This is a genomic window from Exiguobacterium flavidum, from assembly GCF_003344535.1.
In the GTDB taxonomy this organism is placed as follows: domain Bacteria; phylum Bacillota; class Bacilli; order Exiguobacteriales; family Exiguobacteriaceae; genus Exiguobacterium_A; species Exiguobacterium_A flavidum.
On the sequence record NZ_QPKS01000001.1, the window covers coordinates 228,005 to 244,436 of the forward strand.

Annotated in this window: 14 protein-coding genes, 1 other RNA gene and 1 other annotated feature; of the genes, 2 read left to right on the forward strand and 13 right to left on the reverse strand. The window is 56.9% G+C overall.

Annotated elements, in window-relative coordinates; genetic code table 11:
* Positions 1 to 9: 9 nt before the first annotated feature.
* The 3 genes from mnmA to cymR are packed head-to-tail and all read right to left on the reverse strand — an operon-like array spanning position 10 to position 2,698.
* Positions 10 to 1,128: a tRNA 2-thiouridine(34) synthase MnmA gene (gene mnmA, locus DFG60_RS01130; protein ID WP_114569884.1), complete on the reverse strand. Its 1,119-nt coding sequence runs from the start codon at positions 1,126 to 1,128 to the stop codon at positions 10 to 12.
* Positions 1,129 to 1,139: 11 nt separating this feature from the next.
* Positions 1,140 to 2,279: a cysteine desulfurase family protein gene (locus DFG60_RS01135; protein ID WP_114570018.1), complete on the reverse strand. Its 1,140-nt coding sequence runs from the start codon at positions 2,277 to 2,279 to the stop codon at positions 1,140 to 1,142.
* A gap of 11 nt (positions 2,280 to 2,290) precedes the next feature.
* Positions 2,291 to 2,698: a cysteine metabolism transcriptional regulator CymR gene (gene cymR / locus DFG60_RS01140; protein WP_157964465.1), complete on the reverse strand. Its 408-nt coding sequence runs from the start codon at positions 2,696 to 2,698 to the stop codon at positions 2,291 to 2,293.
* A 68-nt stretch (positions 2,699 to 2,766) separates the two neighbouring features.
* On the opposite strand from cymR, the gene DFG60_RS01145 reads away from it, so the two are divergent.
* Entirely contained in the window at positions 2,767 to 4,080 is a 1,314-nt protein-coding gene (locus tag DFG60_RS01145; protein WP_114569886.1) for a replication-associated recombination protein A, read from the forward strand.
* A gap of 33 nt (positions 4,081 to 4,113) precedes the next feature.
* Here DFG60_RS01145 and DFG60_RS01150 read toward each other — a convergent pair whose 3' ends face one another.
* The 3 genes from DFG60_RS01150 to DFG60_RS01160 form a co-directional block, all read right to left on the reverse strand.
* Positions 4,114 to 4,878, reverse strand: a complete 765-nt coding sequence (locus DFG60_RS01150) for a tRNA threonylcarbamoyladenosine dehydratase (RefSeq protein WP_114569887.1) — start codon at positions 4,876 to 4,878, stop codon at positions 4,114 to 4,116.
* A gap of 89 nt (positions 4,879 to 4,967) precedes the next feature.
* Positions 4,968 to 5,156: non-coding RNA, 6S RNA (gene ssrS / locus DFG60_RS01155), on the reverse strand.
* A 79-nt stretch (positions 5,157 to 5,235) separates the two neighbouring features.
* Positions 5,236 to 6,450, reverse strand: coding sequence for a DASH family cryptochrome (locus DFG60_RS01160; protein ID WP_232818578.1), 1,215 nt, complete (start codon positions 6,448 to 6,450; stop codon positions 5,236 to 5,238).
* Between the two features lie 101 nt (positions 6,451 to 6,551).
* Here DFG60_RS01160 and DFG60_RS13700 point away from each other — a divergent pair, with 101 nt between their 5' ends.
* Positions 6,552 to 6,704, forward strand: coding sequence for a hypothetical protein (locus DFG60_RS13700; protein WP_198661520.1), 153 nt, complete (start codon positions 6,552 to 6,554; stop codon positions 6,702 to 6,704).
* 8 nt (positions 6,705 to 6,712) lie between these two features.
* Here DFG60_RS13700 and DFG60_RS01165 read toward each other — a convergent pair whose 3' ends face one another.
* The 7 genes from DFG60_RS01165 to recJ form a co-directional block, all read right to left on the reverse strand.
* On the reverse strand, positions 6,713 to 7,312 hold the full coding sequence (locus DFG60_RS01165; RefSeq protein ID WP_114569889.1) for a DNA-3-methyladenine glycosylase: 600 nt from the start codon (positions 7,310 to 7,312) through the stop codon (positions 6,713 to 6,715).
* Positions 7,313 to 7,410: 98 nt separating this feature from the next.
* Positions 7,411 to 9,174: an aspartate--tRNA ligase gene (aspS, locus tag DFG60_RS01170; protein ID WP_114569890.1), complete on the reverse strand. Its 1,764-nt coding sequence runs from the start codon at positions 9,172 to 9,174 to the stop codon at positions 7,411 to 7,413.
* Positions 9,171 to 10,451 carry a histidine--tRNA ligase gene (gene hisS / locus DFG60_RS01175; RefSeq protein WP_114569891.1) on the reverse strand — a complete coding sequence of 427 codons (1,281 nt, stop codon included), beginning with the start codon at positions 10,449 to 10,451 and terminating at the stop codon, positions 9,171 to 9,173. The genes aspS and hisS overlap by 4 nt, the downstream gene beginning before the upstream one ends.
* A gap of 41 nt (positions 10,452 to 10,492) precedes the next feature.
* Positions 10,493 to 10,716, reverse strand: a binding site (T-box leader).
* Positions 10,717 to 10,773: 57 nt separating this feature from the next.
* Positions 10,774 to 11,211, reverse strand: coding sequence for a D-aminoacyl-tRNA deacylase (gene dtd / locus DFG60_RS01180; RefSeq protein WP_114569892.1), 438 nt, complete (start codon positions 11,209 to 11,211; stop codon positions 10,774 to 10,776).
* A 12-nt stretch (positions 11,212 to 11,223) separates the two neighbouring features.
* Positions 11,224 to 13,422 (reverse strand): RelA/SpoT family protein, encoded by a 2,199-nt coding sequence (locus DFG60_RS01185; protein ID WP_114569893.1) that lies wholly within the window; start codon positions 13,420 to 13,422, stop codon positions 11,224 to 11,226.
* Positions 13,423 to 13,563: 141 nt separating this feature from the next.
* Complete coding sequence (locus DFG60_RS01190; protein WP_114569894.1) at positions 13,564 to 14,082, reverse strand: adenine phosphoribosyltransferase; 519 nt, start codon at positions 14,080 to 14,082, stop codon at positions 13,564 to 13,566.
* On the reverse strand, positions 14,061 to 16,370 hold the full coding sequence (gene recJ, locus DFG60_RS01195) for a single-stranded-DNA-specific exonuclease RecJ (RefSeq protein WP_114569895.1): 2,310 nt from the start codon (positions 16,368 to 16,370) through the stop codon (positions 14,061 to 14,063). The genes DFG60_RS01190 and recJ overlap by 22 nt, the downstream gene beginning before the upstream one ends.
* Positions 16,371 to 16,432 lie beyond the last annotated feature (62 nt).

Below are 16,432 nucleotides of genomic sequence, written 5' to 3' on the forward strand. Positions count from 1 at the left end.
TTCCCACCTTCACGCCAGATATGCGAGCACTTCGCCCGCTTTATATGCTTGATCGATCGTTGCCCCGCCAAGGCAGATGTCGCCGTCATAGAAGACGACGGCTTGCCCCGGTGTGATGGCGCGCTGCGGTTCGTCGAAGCGGACGTCAAGTCCGTCCTCGAGCACACGTACCGTCACGCCGGAGTCGGTTTGACGGTAGCGGAACTTCGCCGTGCAACGGAATTCCGTGCCAGGCGCAGCCGTCGTCCAGCTGACGTCCGAAGCAAGGAGACCTTCCGAGTAGAGCAGCGGATTATGGAATCCTTGATCGACGTAGAGCACGTTCTCGTCAAGATTCTTCCCGACGACGAACCATGGATCGCCGTCGCCGCCGATGCCGAGTCCGTGGCGCTGCCCCATCGTGTAGTACATGAGTCCGTCATGCTTACCCATCACCTTGCCGTCGAGCGTCTTCATCTCACCCGGTTGCGCCGGCAGGTACTGTCCGAGGAACTGTTTGAAGTTCCGTTCCCCGATGAAGCAGATGCCTGTCGAGTCCTTCTTCTTCGCGGTTGCAAGGCCTGCCTCTTCCGCGATTTTCCGGACCTCGGACTTCTCCATGTGACCGATCGGGAACATCGCCTTCGCGATTTGTTCCTGCGAGAGCTGGTTCAGGAAATAGGTCTGGTCCTTGTTGTTGTCGACGCCGCGCAGCAGTTTATGCTCCCCGTCCTGATAGACGGCACGCGCATAGTGCCCGGTCGCGACGAAATCCGCCCCGAGGCGCATCGCATGGTCAAGGAACGCCTTGAACTTGATCTCCTTGTTGCACATGACGTCAGGGTTCGGCGTTCGGCCCTGCTTGTACTCATCGAGGAAATACGTGAACACCTTGTCCCAGTATTCCTTCTCGAAGTTGACCGCGTAATACGGGATACCGATCTGGTTCGCGACCGCGATGACATCTTCATAGTCCTCCGTCGCCGTACAGAAGCCGTCCTCGTCCGTATCGTCCCAGTTCTTCATGAAGATCCCGATGACGTTGTAACCTTGTTCCTTCAATATATGCGCCGTCACGGACGAATCGACGCCGCCGGACATGCCGACGACGACCGTCGTCTCGCTTGGTGCCTTTGCTCTTGTGTTCATTTCACTTCACCTCAAATTTCCGATTTCACCTGAAACGATTTTACGACATCCGAAAGCGCCTGTGCGAGCAGTTCGACTTGAGAAGCATCATTGCCGTAACCGAAGCTGATCCGGACAGACTGGCGCGTGCGCTCCTGCTCCCCGTACATCGCGCTCAGGACGTGCGACGGTTCGATTGAACCGGCCGTGCATGCGCTGCCGCTCGAGACCGCGAATCCGCGCATGTCGAGCATGATCAGGAATGGCTCGATCTCGATTCCACTGAAATAGAGATTGATGACGTGCTGTAAGCCGTCCGTCCCGTTCACCTCGTAGCGTACGCCGTTTTCGTCGAGTACCGTCAACAACTGATGCCGAAGAACGCTGAACTGATTCTGTACGGTTTCCCGTTCGCCTGAAGCGAGCACGACGGCTTCCGCGAACCCGGCGATGCCAGGGACGTTCTCCGTCCCGGCCCTGCGTTTTCGTTCCTGTTCGCCGCCGAACGTCTGCGGCGCGACCTTGACACCGCTCCGAATGTAGAGCAATCCGACCCCTTTAGGTCCGTTGACCTTGTGCGCCGATGCCGACAGCAGATCGATTCCGAGCGTGTCGACATCGATTTCGAGTTTGCCGAAGGCTTGTACGGCATCCGTGTGGAACAGGATAGCTCGCTCCTTAAGAAGTCTGCCAATCTGTTCGATTGGTTGAATCGTTCCGACCTCGTTGTTTGCGAACATGACGGAGACGAGGATCGTATCGGTCCGGAGCGCTTGCTCGAGCGCAGACAACGACAGTACGCCGCTCTCCGGCACGTCGAGATACGTCACCTCGAATCCGCGGCGTTCGAGCTCTTCGAACGCATGGAGGACCGCGTGATGCTCGATCCGCGTCGTGATCACATGCCGCCCTTTGTCTTCGTTCGCGATCGCAGCGCCTAGGATGGCGTAGTTGTCCGATTCCGTCCCGCCGCTCGTGAACACGAGCTCATTCGGTTTCGCATTCAACTCCTTCGCGATCACACGGCGTGCCGCGTCGATCGCCGCCCGTGCCTTGCGCCCCTGTCCGTGGATGCTTGACGGATTCCCGAACTCCTCGAGCATGTAGGGCATCATTTTTTCTAATACTTCCCGGCGCATCGGTGACGTCGCCGCGTGGTCAAAATAATTCATCTGTGCACCTCTCATATATAGAACATGTAGCCAGTATCGTCCTCTTTCGCCAATTCTTCAAGCGTCGTCTCGTCAAGGACACGGTCGACGGCCTGCTGGATCTTATCCCACAGCATCCGTTTCGTCGTCTCGTCACAGTTGTCTCCTTCGACGACGACGAGCGGCCCTTCGAGCAGGCGGATGATATCACCAGCCGTGATCTCATCTGCCGGACGTCCGAGACGATATCCGCCGTACGCTCCGCGGATGCTCTTGACGAGCCCTCCGTTCCGGAGCGGCGAGATGAGCTGCTCGAGATAATGTTCCGACAGTTCATACATCTGTGCGATTTTCTTTAGCGAGAGCGGCTTTCCTTCGCTCCCTCGCGCAAGCGCGATCATGATCGTCAGACCATATCGGCCCTTCGTCGATATCTTCATCATGCGTAAAAACACCCTTTCTAGTATAGTAGTAGCTGAATCCAACTGGAAGGAAGGAACGCTACGTTATGGCAAATCTATTTGAATCGCGTTACCCGAGCGGACCGCTCGCCAACCGGATGCGTCCGCAGACGCTCGATGAGATCGTCGGACAGCGTCACCTTGTCGGAGAGGGCACCCTTCTTCGTCGCGCCATCGAGGCGGACCGGCTCGGGACGGTCATCTTCTACGGCCCTCCCGGCACTGGAAAGACGACGCTCGCCCGTGTCATCTCGAACTATACGAAGTCTGCCTTCGAACAGCTGAACGCCGTCACGGCGAAGCTCGAACAGCTTCGAGAGGTCCTGAAGGCGGCAGAGTCGCGCCTCCAGTTCGACGACCAGAAAACGATTTTGTTCCTCGATGAGATTCATCGATTCAATAAACTGCAACAGGACGCCCTGCTTCCTGCCCTCGAGGCCGGCACGATCACGCTGATCGGCGCTACGACCGAAAATCCGAGCTTCGAGGTCAACGCCGCCCTGCTCTCCCGGGCGACCGTCTTCCGCTTCGAGCCTCCGACATCTGAAGACCTCCGTGTCGTCCTCGAGCGGACGCTTACCGATAAGGACCGCGGTCTCGGCAAATATCCGGTCGTCGTGACGCCTGAAGCGGCGGACCACTATGTCAAGCTCTCGGATGGCGATTACCGTTCCCTCCTGAATGCGCTCGAACTCGCCGTGCTGACGACCCCTGAAGTCGATGGTGCGATCACGATCGACCTCGCCGTCGCGGAGGAATCGATCCAGCAGAAAGCACTCAAGTATGACAAGGACGGTGACCGGCATTATGACGTCGTCTCCGCGTTCATCAAATCGATTCGCGGTTCTGATCCGGACGCCGCCCTCTACTGGCTCGCCGTCATGATCGAGGCCGGCGAAAGCCCGCGGTTCATCGTCCGGCGCCTCTATGTGCATGCGGCCGAGGACATCGGCCTGTCGGACCCGCAAGCGCTCCTGATCGTAGATGCATGTGCCCGCGCATGCGAGTACGTCGGATTCCCGGAAGCACGGATCCCGCTCGCCGAGACCGTACTTTATCTTGCGACTGCTCCGAAGTCGAACGCCGTCATCACGGCGATCGATGCGGCACTGACGCTCGTCCGGCGCTCGGACGGCGGCCCCGTCCCCCCTCACCTGAGAGACGCCCACCACCCTGGTGCCGCTGCGCTCGGCAACGGGGAGAGCTACCTCTATCCGCACAGTTTCGAGCATGCTTACGTCAAACAGAACTACTGGCCGGAAAACCTCGCCCGCAAGAAGCCTGTCTTCTATGAACCGAGCCCGCGCGGCTTCGAGAAGCAACTGAAGGCCCGTCTTGATTTTTGGAAACAACAGAAATGATAGCAGAAAAGCGACCGGAAACGGTCGCTTTTTTCAGCGAATGCGCTCGATTGCGACGCCGGCCTCCTTGATGATCTCGTTGATGACGTGGCTAGCAGCGATCAGCCCGCCGACCGAAGGTACGAACGCGTTCGAGCTCGGCGGCATCTTCGCCTTGCGGATGACGGCCGCGTCGTTGCCGACGACCTGACGCACTTCCTCGATCGTCTTGACCGGCGGCTCGTCCGAGAAGACGACCGGTACGCCTTTATGGATGCCTTCCTTGCGGAGCTTCGTCCGGATGACCTTCGCGAGCGGATCATATGACGTGTCCTTGATGTCGACGATCTTGATCCGCGTCGGATCCATCTTGTTCGCCATGCCCATGCTCGAGATGATCGGAATCTCACGGCGTTTGCATTCCTTGATCAAATGGATCTTGAACGATACCGTGTCCGATGCGTCTATGACGTAGTCCGGCTTCGCGTCGAAGAATTCCTCGAACGTCTCGTCCGTATAGAACATCTTCAGCTTGACGATCTCGAGTGACTCGTTGACCTGGACGAGACGGTCCGCCATCGCTTCGACCTTCGGCTGTCCGACGGTCGGCAGGAGGGCGTGGATCTGCCGGTTGACGTTAGTGATGTCGATGTCGTCCTTGTCGACGAGGATCAATCGCCCGACTCCGCTCCGCGCGAGGGCCTCTGCTGCGAATGAGCCGACCCCTCCGATTCCGAGGATGGCGACGGATTTACCTGCTAGGGCCTCAAGCCCGACTTGGCCGATGGCAAGTTCATTACGTGAAAATTGATGCAACATCTTATTAACCCCTTCATTTTCATACTGTTTTACTCGGAATTATAGCATAAAAAAAAACGTCAAGCGACGTATGTCTACAAATAATAACGATGGGACCCGAAGTGCCGTGTCGATACCTTATTTTTGAACCTGCTAGGCAGGTGGGTGTTCTGTCCGATTCCTTTTCACACTTCCTCCTGCACGTTGCGAGGCTTGTGCTACTAGTTGGAACGTCGAACTCCCGTTCAAAAAAGAGTGGCTCAAAGAATTAAGGCGGCTCTCGTACATTTCAGGAACCCCATCTGTTGCATTTAATATAGCATCCCTTGACCTGAATTGCAACTGAATCCGGAATCGGCGGAAAGAATTTTTGTCCTTTCAGATTCCCCATTTCCGGATGAATTTTTCTTCCGGATCATAACGTTCCTGCTGCCATACCGGGTCGAACCGCTTCGCCCCGCCCGGATGCAGCACACCTGCGATGTAAGCCCAGTTCCCGTAGTTCGACGCGACGTCGTAATCGACCAGCCGGCTCTCGAAATATTCTGCCCCGATCCGCCAGTCCTGCCCCAGATCATGGACGAGATAGCTTGCTGTGATCTGTCGGCCCCGGTTCGACATCCAGCCGGTCTCCGCAAACTCCCGCATGAAGGCGTCGACGAACGGCTGTCCGGTTCGCCCCTCGATCCAGCGCTCGATGACGGACCAGTCGACGGACCAGTTCCTCTTTTCTTCCAGCAATCCGTTCGAACGGAACAGGCCGTTTCCTGTGCTCCGCATCTTGTGGTGGAAATAGTCGCGCCAAAGCAGTTCTACGTACATCCAGTAGGTCGACGCATTCCCGCCGCGAAGTGTTTCTGCCATCTTGAGCTCCTGCATGACGCGGCGTGGAGAGAGAGAACCGTTCGCGAGCCAGGCGGAGAACTTCGAGGAGTCGTCAACCTGAAAACCGTTTCGCGTCTCCTTATAGCGGAATATGTCGTCCTTCATGTATTCCGCGATGCGCCCCCGTCCTGCCGCCTCACCTCCTGTAAACGGAAAAGCGCTCTTCGAAGAGATACCTTCCTTCCGATTCGGTACCTCTCTGTAGACGATGTGTCCCGGCGGATCGAGCGCTACCGGCACGACCGTTCGTTCAGCATTCTTCCGAAATCCGCTGAATCCCTGTCCGTCCTTCAGCATTCCGGCGTGCAGCGTCTGCGTCTCGAATACCCTCGACTCGAAATCCTCCCTGACCTTTCGTTCCAGATGTCGTTCTTCGACGCCTGTCATCCGGTGGAAATAGACAACATCCCCTTTCTCGTAGTGTTTCCCGATCCATTCTGCGGCGTCCCCCGTCACCCGGATCAGCGGGATGCTGAGCTGTCCGAGATTGTACTGAAGTTCGTCGAGCGTCTCCCGTTGAAATTCCAAGCGCTCTTTACCGGGTTCGAACAGTCTGTTCATCCTCGATTCAGGTGCAGCGTAAATCGCGATCACTTCGTCGTAAGTCCGACAGGCAGCTTGAAGCGCTTCGTGATCGTCCACTCGCAGGTCACTTCGAAACCAGACGATTCCTTTCACATTCACCACTCCTCCATTGAACTTTCTCATGTGGCGACATTCCTGGCAACGCCTCGATGTGTGCGAAATGTTTCAGTTTTTATTTTCGTGGAATATATTTATTAACACATCATTAAGGAGTGAATGAATCCATGGTCAAAAAAGGTAAATTCGGTTCGCTCGTCACGATTTTGACGACGGTCGGTCCAATCGCGTATAAATTCTATAAGCAACAGCAGGCGAAGAAAGCCGCTGCATCGAACCAAACAGTCAATCAACCGAATAAAAATAAGGGACTGCGCTAAGCAATCCCTTATTTTTTTGCCTTTTTACTCACCCCGATGCTGTCGCCATCATAGTATCGCCATGGGTAATGGGTCGCCTCTCCTGCGTTCGGGATACCGATCCGCGCGGCATGGACGACGTTCGCAGGAATCTCTCCGCGGTGTAGCTGGAACGGCGGATGATAGAGATCTTTTCCTGAGTCAGCTGTCGTCAAGCCGAACCCCTTACAGAGCTTTGCCGGACCGTTGACGAGATTTTTTTGCTCCGTCTTCGTCAATTCCGCATACGGTTTTCCGAAACGCCGCTCTGCGACGAGATCATGGCCCTCGACGACTTCAGCCCCACGCAAGAGCAGCGCGAATCCTTCCCCGACATCCCCGCAGACGATGTTCATGCAATGATGCATCCCGTAGGTGAAGTAGACATAGAGCAGTCCGGCCTCGCCGAACATCGGTGCCGTCCGTTTCGTCGGCACCCCGCTGTAGGAATGCGCCGCCCGGTCGAACGGCCCGAGATACGCTTCCGTCTCGACGATTCGCATCTTCACGTCACCGACCGTGACATAGCTACCTAGAAACTCCGGTCCTACCTCGAGCGGGGAACGTTTGAAAAAATCACGTTCTAGCATACTTCTCCTCCTAGTCAAAAGACGGACCTTCTCATCAGTGAGAAGATCCGTCTGTTTTGTTCATTCCATATTACCCCGAAACGCGTATTTTGTAACGTTTACTGTTTGACGGCTGTCTTGATCGACAACTCGACAAGCTGGTTGTCTGCGACCGGGCTCGGTGCTGACGTCAGCAAACAGCTCGCTGAAGCAGTTTTCGGGAACGCGATCGTGTCACGCAAGTTAGAGCGTCCCGCAAGCAACATGATCAGACGGTCGAGGCCGAGCGCGATACCGGCGTGCGGCGGCGTGCCGTATTCGAACGCTTCCATCAGGAAACCGAACTGGGCGTTCGCTTCCTCTTCCGTGAAGCCGAGCAGCTTGAACATGCGCTCCTGAATGTCACGTTCGTAGATCCGTTGCGATCCGCCGCCGAGCTCGTAACCGTTCAAGACGAGGTCATATGCGACGGCGAGCACGCTGCCCGGATCCGTCTCGAGCTTGTCGAGGTCTTCACGGCGCGGCATCGTGAACGGATGGTGGTTCGCGTAGAAACGGCCATCCTCTTCCTCGAACGTCACGAGCGGGAAGTCCGTCACCCAGAGGAAGTTGAATTGTGACTCGTCGATCAGACCGAGTTCCTTGCCGAGCTTCTGGCGGAGCGCACCGAGGCTGTCGGCGACGACTTGGGCTTTAGCCGCGACGAACAGGAGCAGGTCGCCCGCTTCCGCGCCAGTCGCAGCAAGCAGTTTCGCAGCGGCTGTCTCGTCGAAGAACTTCGCGATCGGTCCGTTCAAGCCTTCAGAAGTCACCTTGAGCCAAGCGAGGCCTTTCGCACCGTAGATCGCCGTGAACTCCTGCAGCTTGTCGATGTCCTTGCGCGAGAAGTTCTCGGCAGCTCCCTTGACGTTGAGCGCCTTGACTTCGCCGCCTGATTCGATCGCCATGTCGAACACTTTGAACCCTGCGCCAGTGACGGCTTCTGCGACGTTGATCAACTCGAGGCCGAAACGTGTGTCCGGCTTGTCCGAACCGAACCGGTCCATCGCTTCAGCGTACGGCATGCGCGGGAACGGCGTCGTGATCTCCTTGCCGAGCGTCTCTTTCATGACACGCGCCATCATCGCCTCCATCATCGCATAGAGGTCTTCGACGTCCATGAAGCTCGTCTCGATGTCGACTTGCGTGAACTCCGGCTGACGGTCAGCGCGCAAGTCCTCGTCACGGAAGCAGCGGGCGATTTGGAAGTAGCGCTCGAATCCGGATACCATCAGAAGCTGTTTGAACAGCTGCGGCGACTGCGGGAGGGCATAGAACTCACCTGGGTGGACACGGCTCGGGACGAGATAGTCGCGTGCGCCTTCCGGTGTCGATTTCGTCAGGATCGGTGTCTCGACTTCGAGGAAGTCCCACTCGTCGAGGAAGTTACGCATGATGTTCGAGGCTTTCGAACGAAGGCGGAACGTTTCTTGGAGCGACGGACGACGCAAGTCGAGATAACGGTATTTGAGGCGGAGATCTTCCGACGTGTTCTCCGCTTCCTCACTGATTGGGAACGGCGTCATCTTCGCCGCGTTCAGGATGTTGACTTCGTCCGCGACGACTTCGACTTGACCTGTCGGGATGTTCGGGTTCGGATTCTCACGCGTGACGACCTTCCCTTTGATGTCGAGCACGTACTCCGAGCGGATCGATTCAGCTGTCTTATGCGCCGTCTCGTTCTCCGGTTGGAAGACGACTTGGACGATCCCTGTCCGGTCACGGAGATCGAGGAAGATGAGTCCGCCGAGGTCACGGCGTTTCTGGACCCATCCTTTCAATTGCACTTCTTGGCCGACGAGTTCTTCCGTCACATGGCCGTTCATATGGGTACGTCCGATCATTTCGTTTCCTCCTTCAATTTTTCGACGATCGTGTCAGCGACGGCCGAGAGCGGCACGTCGATCTGTTCACCTGTCGTCATGTCCTTCAGTGCAGCTGCGCCGCGCTCGACCTCCTCGTCGCCGAGGATGACCGTGTATTTCGCCTTCAGGCGGTCGGCCGCCTTGAACTGGCCTTTGAACTTCCGACCGAGGTAGTCGCGGTCCGCGACGAGACCTTCGAGTCGCATCAGCTGCAACAGGCGCGTCGCAGTCTTTTCGACTTCGAGGCTTCCTTGGGCGACGATGAAGACGTCGAGCGAGTCGTCGACTTCAGGCAGCACACCTTCGTTCTCGAGCGCCATCAGGAGACGTTCGATGCCGATGCCGAACCCGATGCCCGGCGTCGTCGGTCCGCCGATCGCCTCGACGAGACCGTTGTAGCGTCCTCCGCCGCAAAGCGTCGTGATCGCGCCGAAACCTTCCGCTTCCGACATGATTTCGAATGCCGTGTGGTTGTAGTAGTCTAGTCCTCGCACGAGCGTCGGGTCGACGACGTACTCGATTCCGAGGGCGTCGAGGTGGAGCAGGACGTCCTCGAAGTACGCCTTCGATTCCGCGTTCAGGAAGTCGAGGATCGACGGCGCCGTCTTCATGCTCGGGTGGTCACGGTCGACCTTGCAGTCGAGGACGCGGAGCGGGTTCGTCTCGAGGCGGTTCTGGCAATCCTGGCACAACTCGCCCTTGACCGGCGTGAAGTGCGCGACGAGAGCGTCGCGGTGCGCCTGGCGGCTGTCCGCGTCGCCGAGTGAGTTGATGACAAGCTTGATTTTCTTCAGTCCGAAGCCGCGGTAGATGCTCATCGCGAGACTGATCACCTCGGCATCGATCGCCGGGTCCTCGCTGCCGAGCGCCTCGACCCCGTATTGGTGAAGCTGACGGAAGCGCCCGGCCTGCGGACGTTCGTAGCGGAACATCGGTCCGATGTAGAAGAGCTTCGTCGGCTGGTTCGGCAGACCGAACAGCTTGTTCGTCACGAACGAACGGACGACGGCAGCCGTCCCTTCCGGCCGGAGCGTGTACTGCTCCTTGCCGCGCTTCTCGAGCATGAACATCTCTTTTTGGACGATGTCGGTCGTTTCGCCGACGCCGCGTTTGAACAGTTCCGTCTCCTCGAAGATCGGTGTCCGGATCTCCTTGTAGTTATACCGCTTGCTGATCGCGCGAAGTTCCTGCTCGACGAACTGCCAGTTCTCGACCGTCCCGGGCAGGATATCAAAGGTGCCGCGTGGTAATTTCATGTTCATTCCTCCTTAATTGAATACAAAAAGGCCCTCGTCCGCAAAGGGACGAGAGCCTGAAGTTCCCGTGGTACCACCCTGGTTGCTGAAAACTGCTCAGCCACTCAACGCGGTTAACGCCCGCCTACGGCTTCCCCTACTGCATGCTTCAGGAAAGCACCTCGGAAGTGTCTTTCGAAAAGTTCGTCCGACCGCCCTTTCAGCCTATGGGGCGACTCTCTTGGCAGACGATGCCTCTCCTACTCCTCTTCGTCTCTGGTGTTCAATCGTTCTGTTACGTTTTATGATGCCCTGCCCCCGTCTTGATGTCAAGCCTTTGCTGTCACTTTTCGAGGATGAGCGTGACCGGTCCGTCGTTGACGAGCGCTACATCCATCATCGCGCCGAACGTTCCCGTCTCGACGTTCAGGCCGTGCGTCCGCAGGCGCTCATTGAACGCCTCGTACAGCTCGTTCGCATGAACCGGTTTCGCCGCGTCCGTGAAGGCCGGACGACGGCCCTTCTTGACGTCCCCGTAAAGGGTGAACTGGGAGACGGACAGGATCTCGCCGTCGACATCCGCAAGCGAACGGTTCATCCGTTCCTCGTCGTCCTCGAAGACGCGAAGACCGGCGATCTTGTCCGCGAGCCAGTTGACTTCATCGTTCGTATCCTCATGCGTCACGCCGACGAGAAGCATGAACCCTTTGCCGATCCGCCCGACGATTTTCCCTTCGACCGTGACGCTCGCTTCCTTGACACGCTGTAATACGACTTTCAAAACAATCGCTCCTTACGTCATCATGACGCGGTGGACCGCGTACACGTCTGAGATTTGCTTGATTTTATCGACGACCTTCTGGAGGTGGTTGACGTTGTTGATGGCGATCGTCATCGTGATCTTCGCCTGCTTGCTGTCGTCACCCTTCCCGCTGACCGCGACGATGTTCGTGTTCGTCGCGGAGACGGACTGGAGGACGTCGTTCAAGAGACCGGCTCGGTCGAATCCCGAGATCTCGATTTCGACGTTGTAGCTCTTGACCGTCTTCCCTTCATGCTCCCATTCGACTTCGAGCAGCCGTTCCGGGTTCTGTTCGTGGATGACGTTCAGGCAATCCGTCCGGTGAATCGAGACGCCGCGTCCGCGCGTGATATAGCCGATGATGTCGTCGCCCGGGACCGGGTTGCAGCAACGGCTCATCCGGACGAGCATGTTGTCGACACCTTTGACGCGGACACCTTCAGGGTTCGGCTTCGTCGGCTTGTCGAGCGTCTTCATGCCGCTGATCGCCTCGTTCAGCTCGAGATTCTTCGTCTCCTTGTCCTTGCGCAACTTCTCCGTCAGCTTGTGGGCGACCTGTGCCGCCGTCAGCCCATGGTACCCGACTGCCGCGTACATGTCTTCCTCATGACCGAAGTTGAACTTGCGCGTAACGTCCTCGAGCGTCTTCTCGTTGATGACTTCTTTCGGCTCGAAACCGAGCTTCTTCACTTCCGCCTCGATCAGCTCGCGCCCTTTCGTGACGTTCTCTTCCCGTTGCTGACGCTTGAACCATTGGCGAATCTTGTTCTTCGCCTGGCTCGAGACGCAGATCTTCAACCAGTCCTTACTCGGACCGTAGCTGTGCTTCGACGTGACGATCTCGATGATGTCGCCTGTCTTCAGCTTGTAGTCGATCGGGACCATCCGTCCGTTGACCTTCGCACCGATCGTCCGGTGACCGATCTCGGTATGGATCCGGTAGGCATAGTCGATCGGGACGGATCCCTTCGGCAACTCGATGACGTCGCCTTTAGGCGTGAAGACGTAGAGCATGTCGCTGAAGAAGTCGACCTTGACCGATTCCATGAACTCCTCGGCGTCCGCCGTATCCTTCTGCAACTCGAGGATCTCCCGGAAGTGCGCGATCTTCTCTTCGAAGCCGGACTTCGCCTCCGCCTCTTTCCCTTCCTTGTACGCCCAGTGTGCGGCGATTCCGTACTCGGCGATGAAGTGCATGTCACGGGTCCGGATCTGGACCTCGAGCGGCTCCCCCTTCGGACCGATCACGGTCGTGTGGAGTGACTGGTACATGTTCGGTTTCGGCATCGCGATATAGTCCTTGAAGCGTCCAGGCATCGGCTTGTACTGGGTGTGGATGATGCCGAGGACGGCGTAGCAATCCTTGATCGAATCGACGATGATCCGGACCGCCATCAAATCGTAGATTTCGCTGAAATCCTTCTTCGAGTTCTCCATCTTCCGGTAGATCGAATAGATGTGTTTCGGACGGCCGTCGACGTCCGCTGCGATCTCGACCTCGTCGAGGACCTCGTTCATCTCACTGATGACCGAGTTGACGAGCGCTTCCCGCTCCGTCCGCTTCTGCTTCATCATCGAGACGATCCGGTAATATTGCTGCGGATTGATGTAACGAAGGCTGATGTCCTCAAGCTCCCACTTGATCGTCGAGATACCGAGACGGTGCGCGAGAGGGGCGAAAATCTCGAGCGTCTCTTCCGCCTTTTGCACCTGTTTCTCCTTGACCATGTGCTGGAGTGTCCGCATGTTGTGAAGACGGTCCGCGAGCTTGATCAGGATGACCCGGATGTCCTCCGCCATCGCGATGAACATCTTGCGGTGGTTCTCAGCAAGTTCTTCCCGTTTCGACTTGTATTTGATTTTACCGAGCTTCGTCACGCCATCGACGAGCATGGCGACGTCTGCGCCAAACTTCTCTGCGAGTTCCTCGAGCGTGATGTCCGTGTCTTCTACGACATCGTGAAGAAGCGCGGCAACGATCGTCGTCGCGTCAAGGCCGATATCGACCAGGATTCCGGCGACCTGCACGGGATGGATGATATACGGCTCGCCCGAACGGCGAAATTGCCCGTCGTGCTCATCCTTCGCGAATTGATACGCCGCTTCGATTGATTGCACCTCGGCCGCGGTCATGTATTCCGCGCAGCGAGCGAGAAGGTCCTCTACGTTTACGATTTGTTTGTTGGTCATACCTCTTCCTCACCCAGTCCCCGGGATTTTTATACGCTCAATCCCTAAAATATATATCTTCTATTATCTTAAAATCTGAATGATATGTCAAAATAAAAAGCCAGCCGACAGGACCTATGTCCTATCGACCGGCTTAGCCGTTCAGTCTTCGTAACGGATGAGGGAAAGGATATCATACCCTTCGAGCTTCTCGCGACCACCGAGGCCATCGAGCTCGATCAGGAATCCGATTCCTGCGACCGTTCCGCCGAGCTTCTCGATCATTTCGATCGTCGCTTCGATCGTTCCGCCTGTCGCGAGCAAATCGTCGAGGATGACGACTTTCTGCCCCGGCTTGATCGCATCGTTGTGCATCGTCAGGACGTCCTTGCCGTATTCAAGACCGTACTCGACACGGACCGTTTCACGCGGGAGTTTCCCTTCTTTACGGACCGGCACGAAACCGACCTCGAGGGCATATGCCGCCGGACAACCGACGACGAATCCACGTGCTTCCGGTCCAGCGATGACGTCAGCACCGCGTTCGCGTGCGTACTCGACCAGTGCATCGATCGATTGTTTGTAGACCGGACCGTTCTGCATCAATGACGTGATGTCCTTGAAGCTGATTCCTTCTTTCGGCCAGTTCTCGACCTCTTTTATATGCTGTTTGAACTCCATGTCGTTTCCTCCTGCTTCGCCGCTTCCACTAAAGCATCGAATCGCTCCTTCAGCTGAGCGAGTGACGAATAAATGTATTGTTGCTCAAGACGCTGACGTTCCTCGTGACGCTTATACGTCGCTGCTTCCGTCAGGTCTCTTTTCGCAGCTTCCGGATTCACACCAGGAAGCCCGTCCTCCATTGTAACAAGAAAATCAAGTTCGGAAAATACCGAATGCATAAAGTTTATTGAACGTTTCGACCACTTCCGTTCCTTCGAAAGCCGAACGAGACCGATCCGCATGTCAGAACGTTCGCATGTAGCGAAATAATTGAAGTAGTGTTTGAAGTCCTCACGGCTCGGGATCGCCTCGAAATAATATCCCTCGTCCTTGAATGCGCAGTAGATGCGCTCGGCCTTGGCGATGTAAGGATAGAACGCCCCTTCCTCATCCGGCAGGTCGAGGAGGACGACGTTTTTCTTTCCATGCTCGTTCAATTTCCGTTCAGCGTAAGCATCTCGCGTCTTCTCGTTGAAAGCCACATAAGCTGTCGACTCCGCTTCCAAGGCGAACAGTTCGCTGATCGGTCTCTTGCCGCCCCGGTAGTCGAACAGTTGATAGTCGCTTACCGACAGATCCTGGATCATCAGTTGAGGTTTACGGAAACCGTTCCATTCGTTGACGTTCAGGCTGCCCATGATCGAGACGTCAGATAAAGTCGACAGCTCGTCGACCGCATCGCCGAAGCCGAAGCCGATCGCGTCAAGCTCCGTCTTGCCGTCCGAGAGCAGTGCCTTGAAATGTGTCAAGTCGCGCCCGATTCGTTTCATGTCGCGGATCCTGGCCGATTCGACGACGATGCGCGGAGCCGGGTTGCCCATCCCGAACGGCGACAGCTTGCCAATCTGTTCGATCAGCTTCAAATCGACGTCCGATACCTTCAGGCGCAGGTCGACCTCGATCGTCGGGATGAACGCATCGTCCGGCAAGGTGGCCGCCTGCTCGTTCAACCTCCGCCGCAACTCCTCGACGTCTGACGATGCGAGCGTCATTCCGGCAGCTGCCGGATGCCCGCCGAAGTGCGGCAGGATGTCCGCGCATTTGTTCAATTCATGGAACAGGTCGAACGCGGCGATTGACCGGCCGGACCCTTTCGCCGTCCCCTTCTCAACATCATGGCAGAGCATGATGACGGGACGGTAGTACTTCTCGACGAGACGTGAGGCGACGATTCCGACGACACCGGGGTTCCAGCCTTCGGCGTCGACGACGAGGACCCGGTCGTCCATGTGGTCGGATTCGACCTGCAGCGTCGCCTCCTCGGCGATTTGCTTGACGATATCTTGGCGTTCCTTATTTTGCTTGTCGAGCTGCTTCGCAAGCTGTTCCGCCTCTTCGAATGAATCGGACAGCAACATCTCGAGCGCAGGCATCGCCGAGTCGAGCCGACCTGCCGCGTTGATCCGCGGACCGAACGCGAAGCCGACCGACTCCTCGTTCAATTCGTCTTCCGCAAGGCTGCATACCTTGCGAAGGGCAAGAATCCCGGGACGTTCGCTCGCGTTCAGCGCCTCGATCCCCTTGACGGCGAGCAGGCGGTTCTCGTCGACGAGCGGCACGAGGTCCGCGATCGTCCCGAGGACGGCGAGGTCGAGCAGCTCTGCCGGGACACGTCCGAGCAAGGCATGCGCCACCTTGAAGGCGACGCCAGCGCCTGCGAGCTTCGAGAACGGATACTGTTCATCGATACCGGGATGAATCAACGCGAACGCATCCGGCAGTTCTTCCTTCGGTTCGTGGTGATCCGTGATGATCAAGTCGACACCGAGTTCCTTCAGCACTTGCGCTTCATGAATTCCCGAAATGCCGCAGTCGACCGTGATGACGAGGCTGAAACCCTCTTCAGCCGCCCAGCGGAAGGCAGACTCGTTAGGTCCATATCCTTCCGTGAATCGGTTCGGGATATAGCATTCCGCCATCGCCCCGATCTCCATCAATGCATTCCAAAGGATCGCCGACGCACTGACGCCATCGACGTCATAGTCGCCGTAGATCAGGATCATCTCACCTTGTTCGGCGGCACGCATGATCCGCTCGACGACTCTCTCCATGTCCTTGAACAAGAACGGATCGTGATAGTCCATCTTGTCCGCTTCAAGGAACGCCTTTGCCGCCTCAGGCGTGTCGAGACCACGCTGGACGAGCAGCCTTGCGACGAACGGAGACGTCGCCGCCTCCTTCTCGAGCACTTCTACTTTATGGTCATCAATGGGCTTGTCGACCCATGTTTTTTTCGAGTGATACATCGAACCCCTCCAATCAACTTTCTCATTATAAACAAATTCCGCGTTAGTGTCATAACTAACGC

Bases quoted from the DNA above. Each gene is read 5' to 3' on its own strand.
- mnmA (WP_114569884.1), bottom strand. From the start codon at position 1,128: ATGAACACAAGAGCAAAGGCACCAAGCGAGACGACGGTCGTCGTCGGC.
- DFG60_RS01135 (WP_114570018.1), bottom strand. From the start codon at position 2,279: ATGAATTATTTTGACCACGCGGCGACGTCACCGATGCGCCGGGAAGTA.
- cymR (WP_157964465.1), bottom strand. From the start codon at position 2,698: ATGAAGATATCGACGAAGGGCCGATATGGTCTGACGATCATGATCGCG.
- DFG60_RS01145 (WP_114569886.1), top strand. From the start codon at position 2,767: ATGGCAAATCTATTTGAATCGCGTTACCCGAGCGGACCGCTCGCCAAC.
- DFG60_RS01150 (WP_114569887.1), bottom strand. From the start codon at position 4,878: ATGTTGCATCAATTTTCACGTAATGAACTTGCCATCGGCCAAGTCGGG.
- DFG60_RS01160 (WP_232818578.1), bottom strand. From the start codon at position 6,450: ATGAGAAAGTTCAATGGAGGAGTGGTGAATGTGAAAGGAATCGTCTGG.
- DFG60_RS13700 (WP_198661520.1), top strand. From the start codon at position 6,552: ATGGTCAAAAAAGGTAAATTCGGTTCGCTCGTCACGATTTTGACGACG.
- DFG60_RS01165 (WP_114569889.1), bottom strand. From the start codon at position 7,312: ATGCTAGAACGTGATTTTTTCAAACGTTCCCCGCTCGAGGTAGGACCG.
- aspS (WP_114569890.1), bottom strand. From the start codon at position 9,174: ATGATCGGACGTACCCATATGAACGGCCATGTGACGGAAGAACTCGTC.
- hisS (WP_114569891.1), bottom strand. From the start codon at position 10,451: ATGAAATTACCACGCGGCACCTTTGATATCCTGCCCGGGACGGTCGAG.
- DFG60_RS01185 (WP_114569893.1), bottom strand. From the start codon at position 13,422: ATGACCAACAAACAAATCGTAAACGTAGAGGACCTTCTCGCTCGCTGC.
- DFG60_RS01190 (WP_114569894.1), bottom strand. From the start codon at position 14,082: ATGGAGTTCAAACAGCATATAAAAGAGGTCGAGAACTGGCCGAAAGAA.
- recJ (WP_114569895.1), bottom strand. From the start codon at position 16,370: ATGTATCACTCGAAAAAAACATGGGTCGACAAGCCCATTGATGACCAT.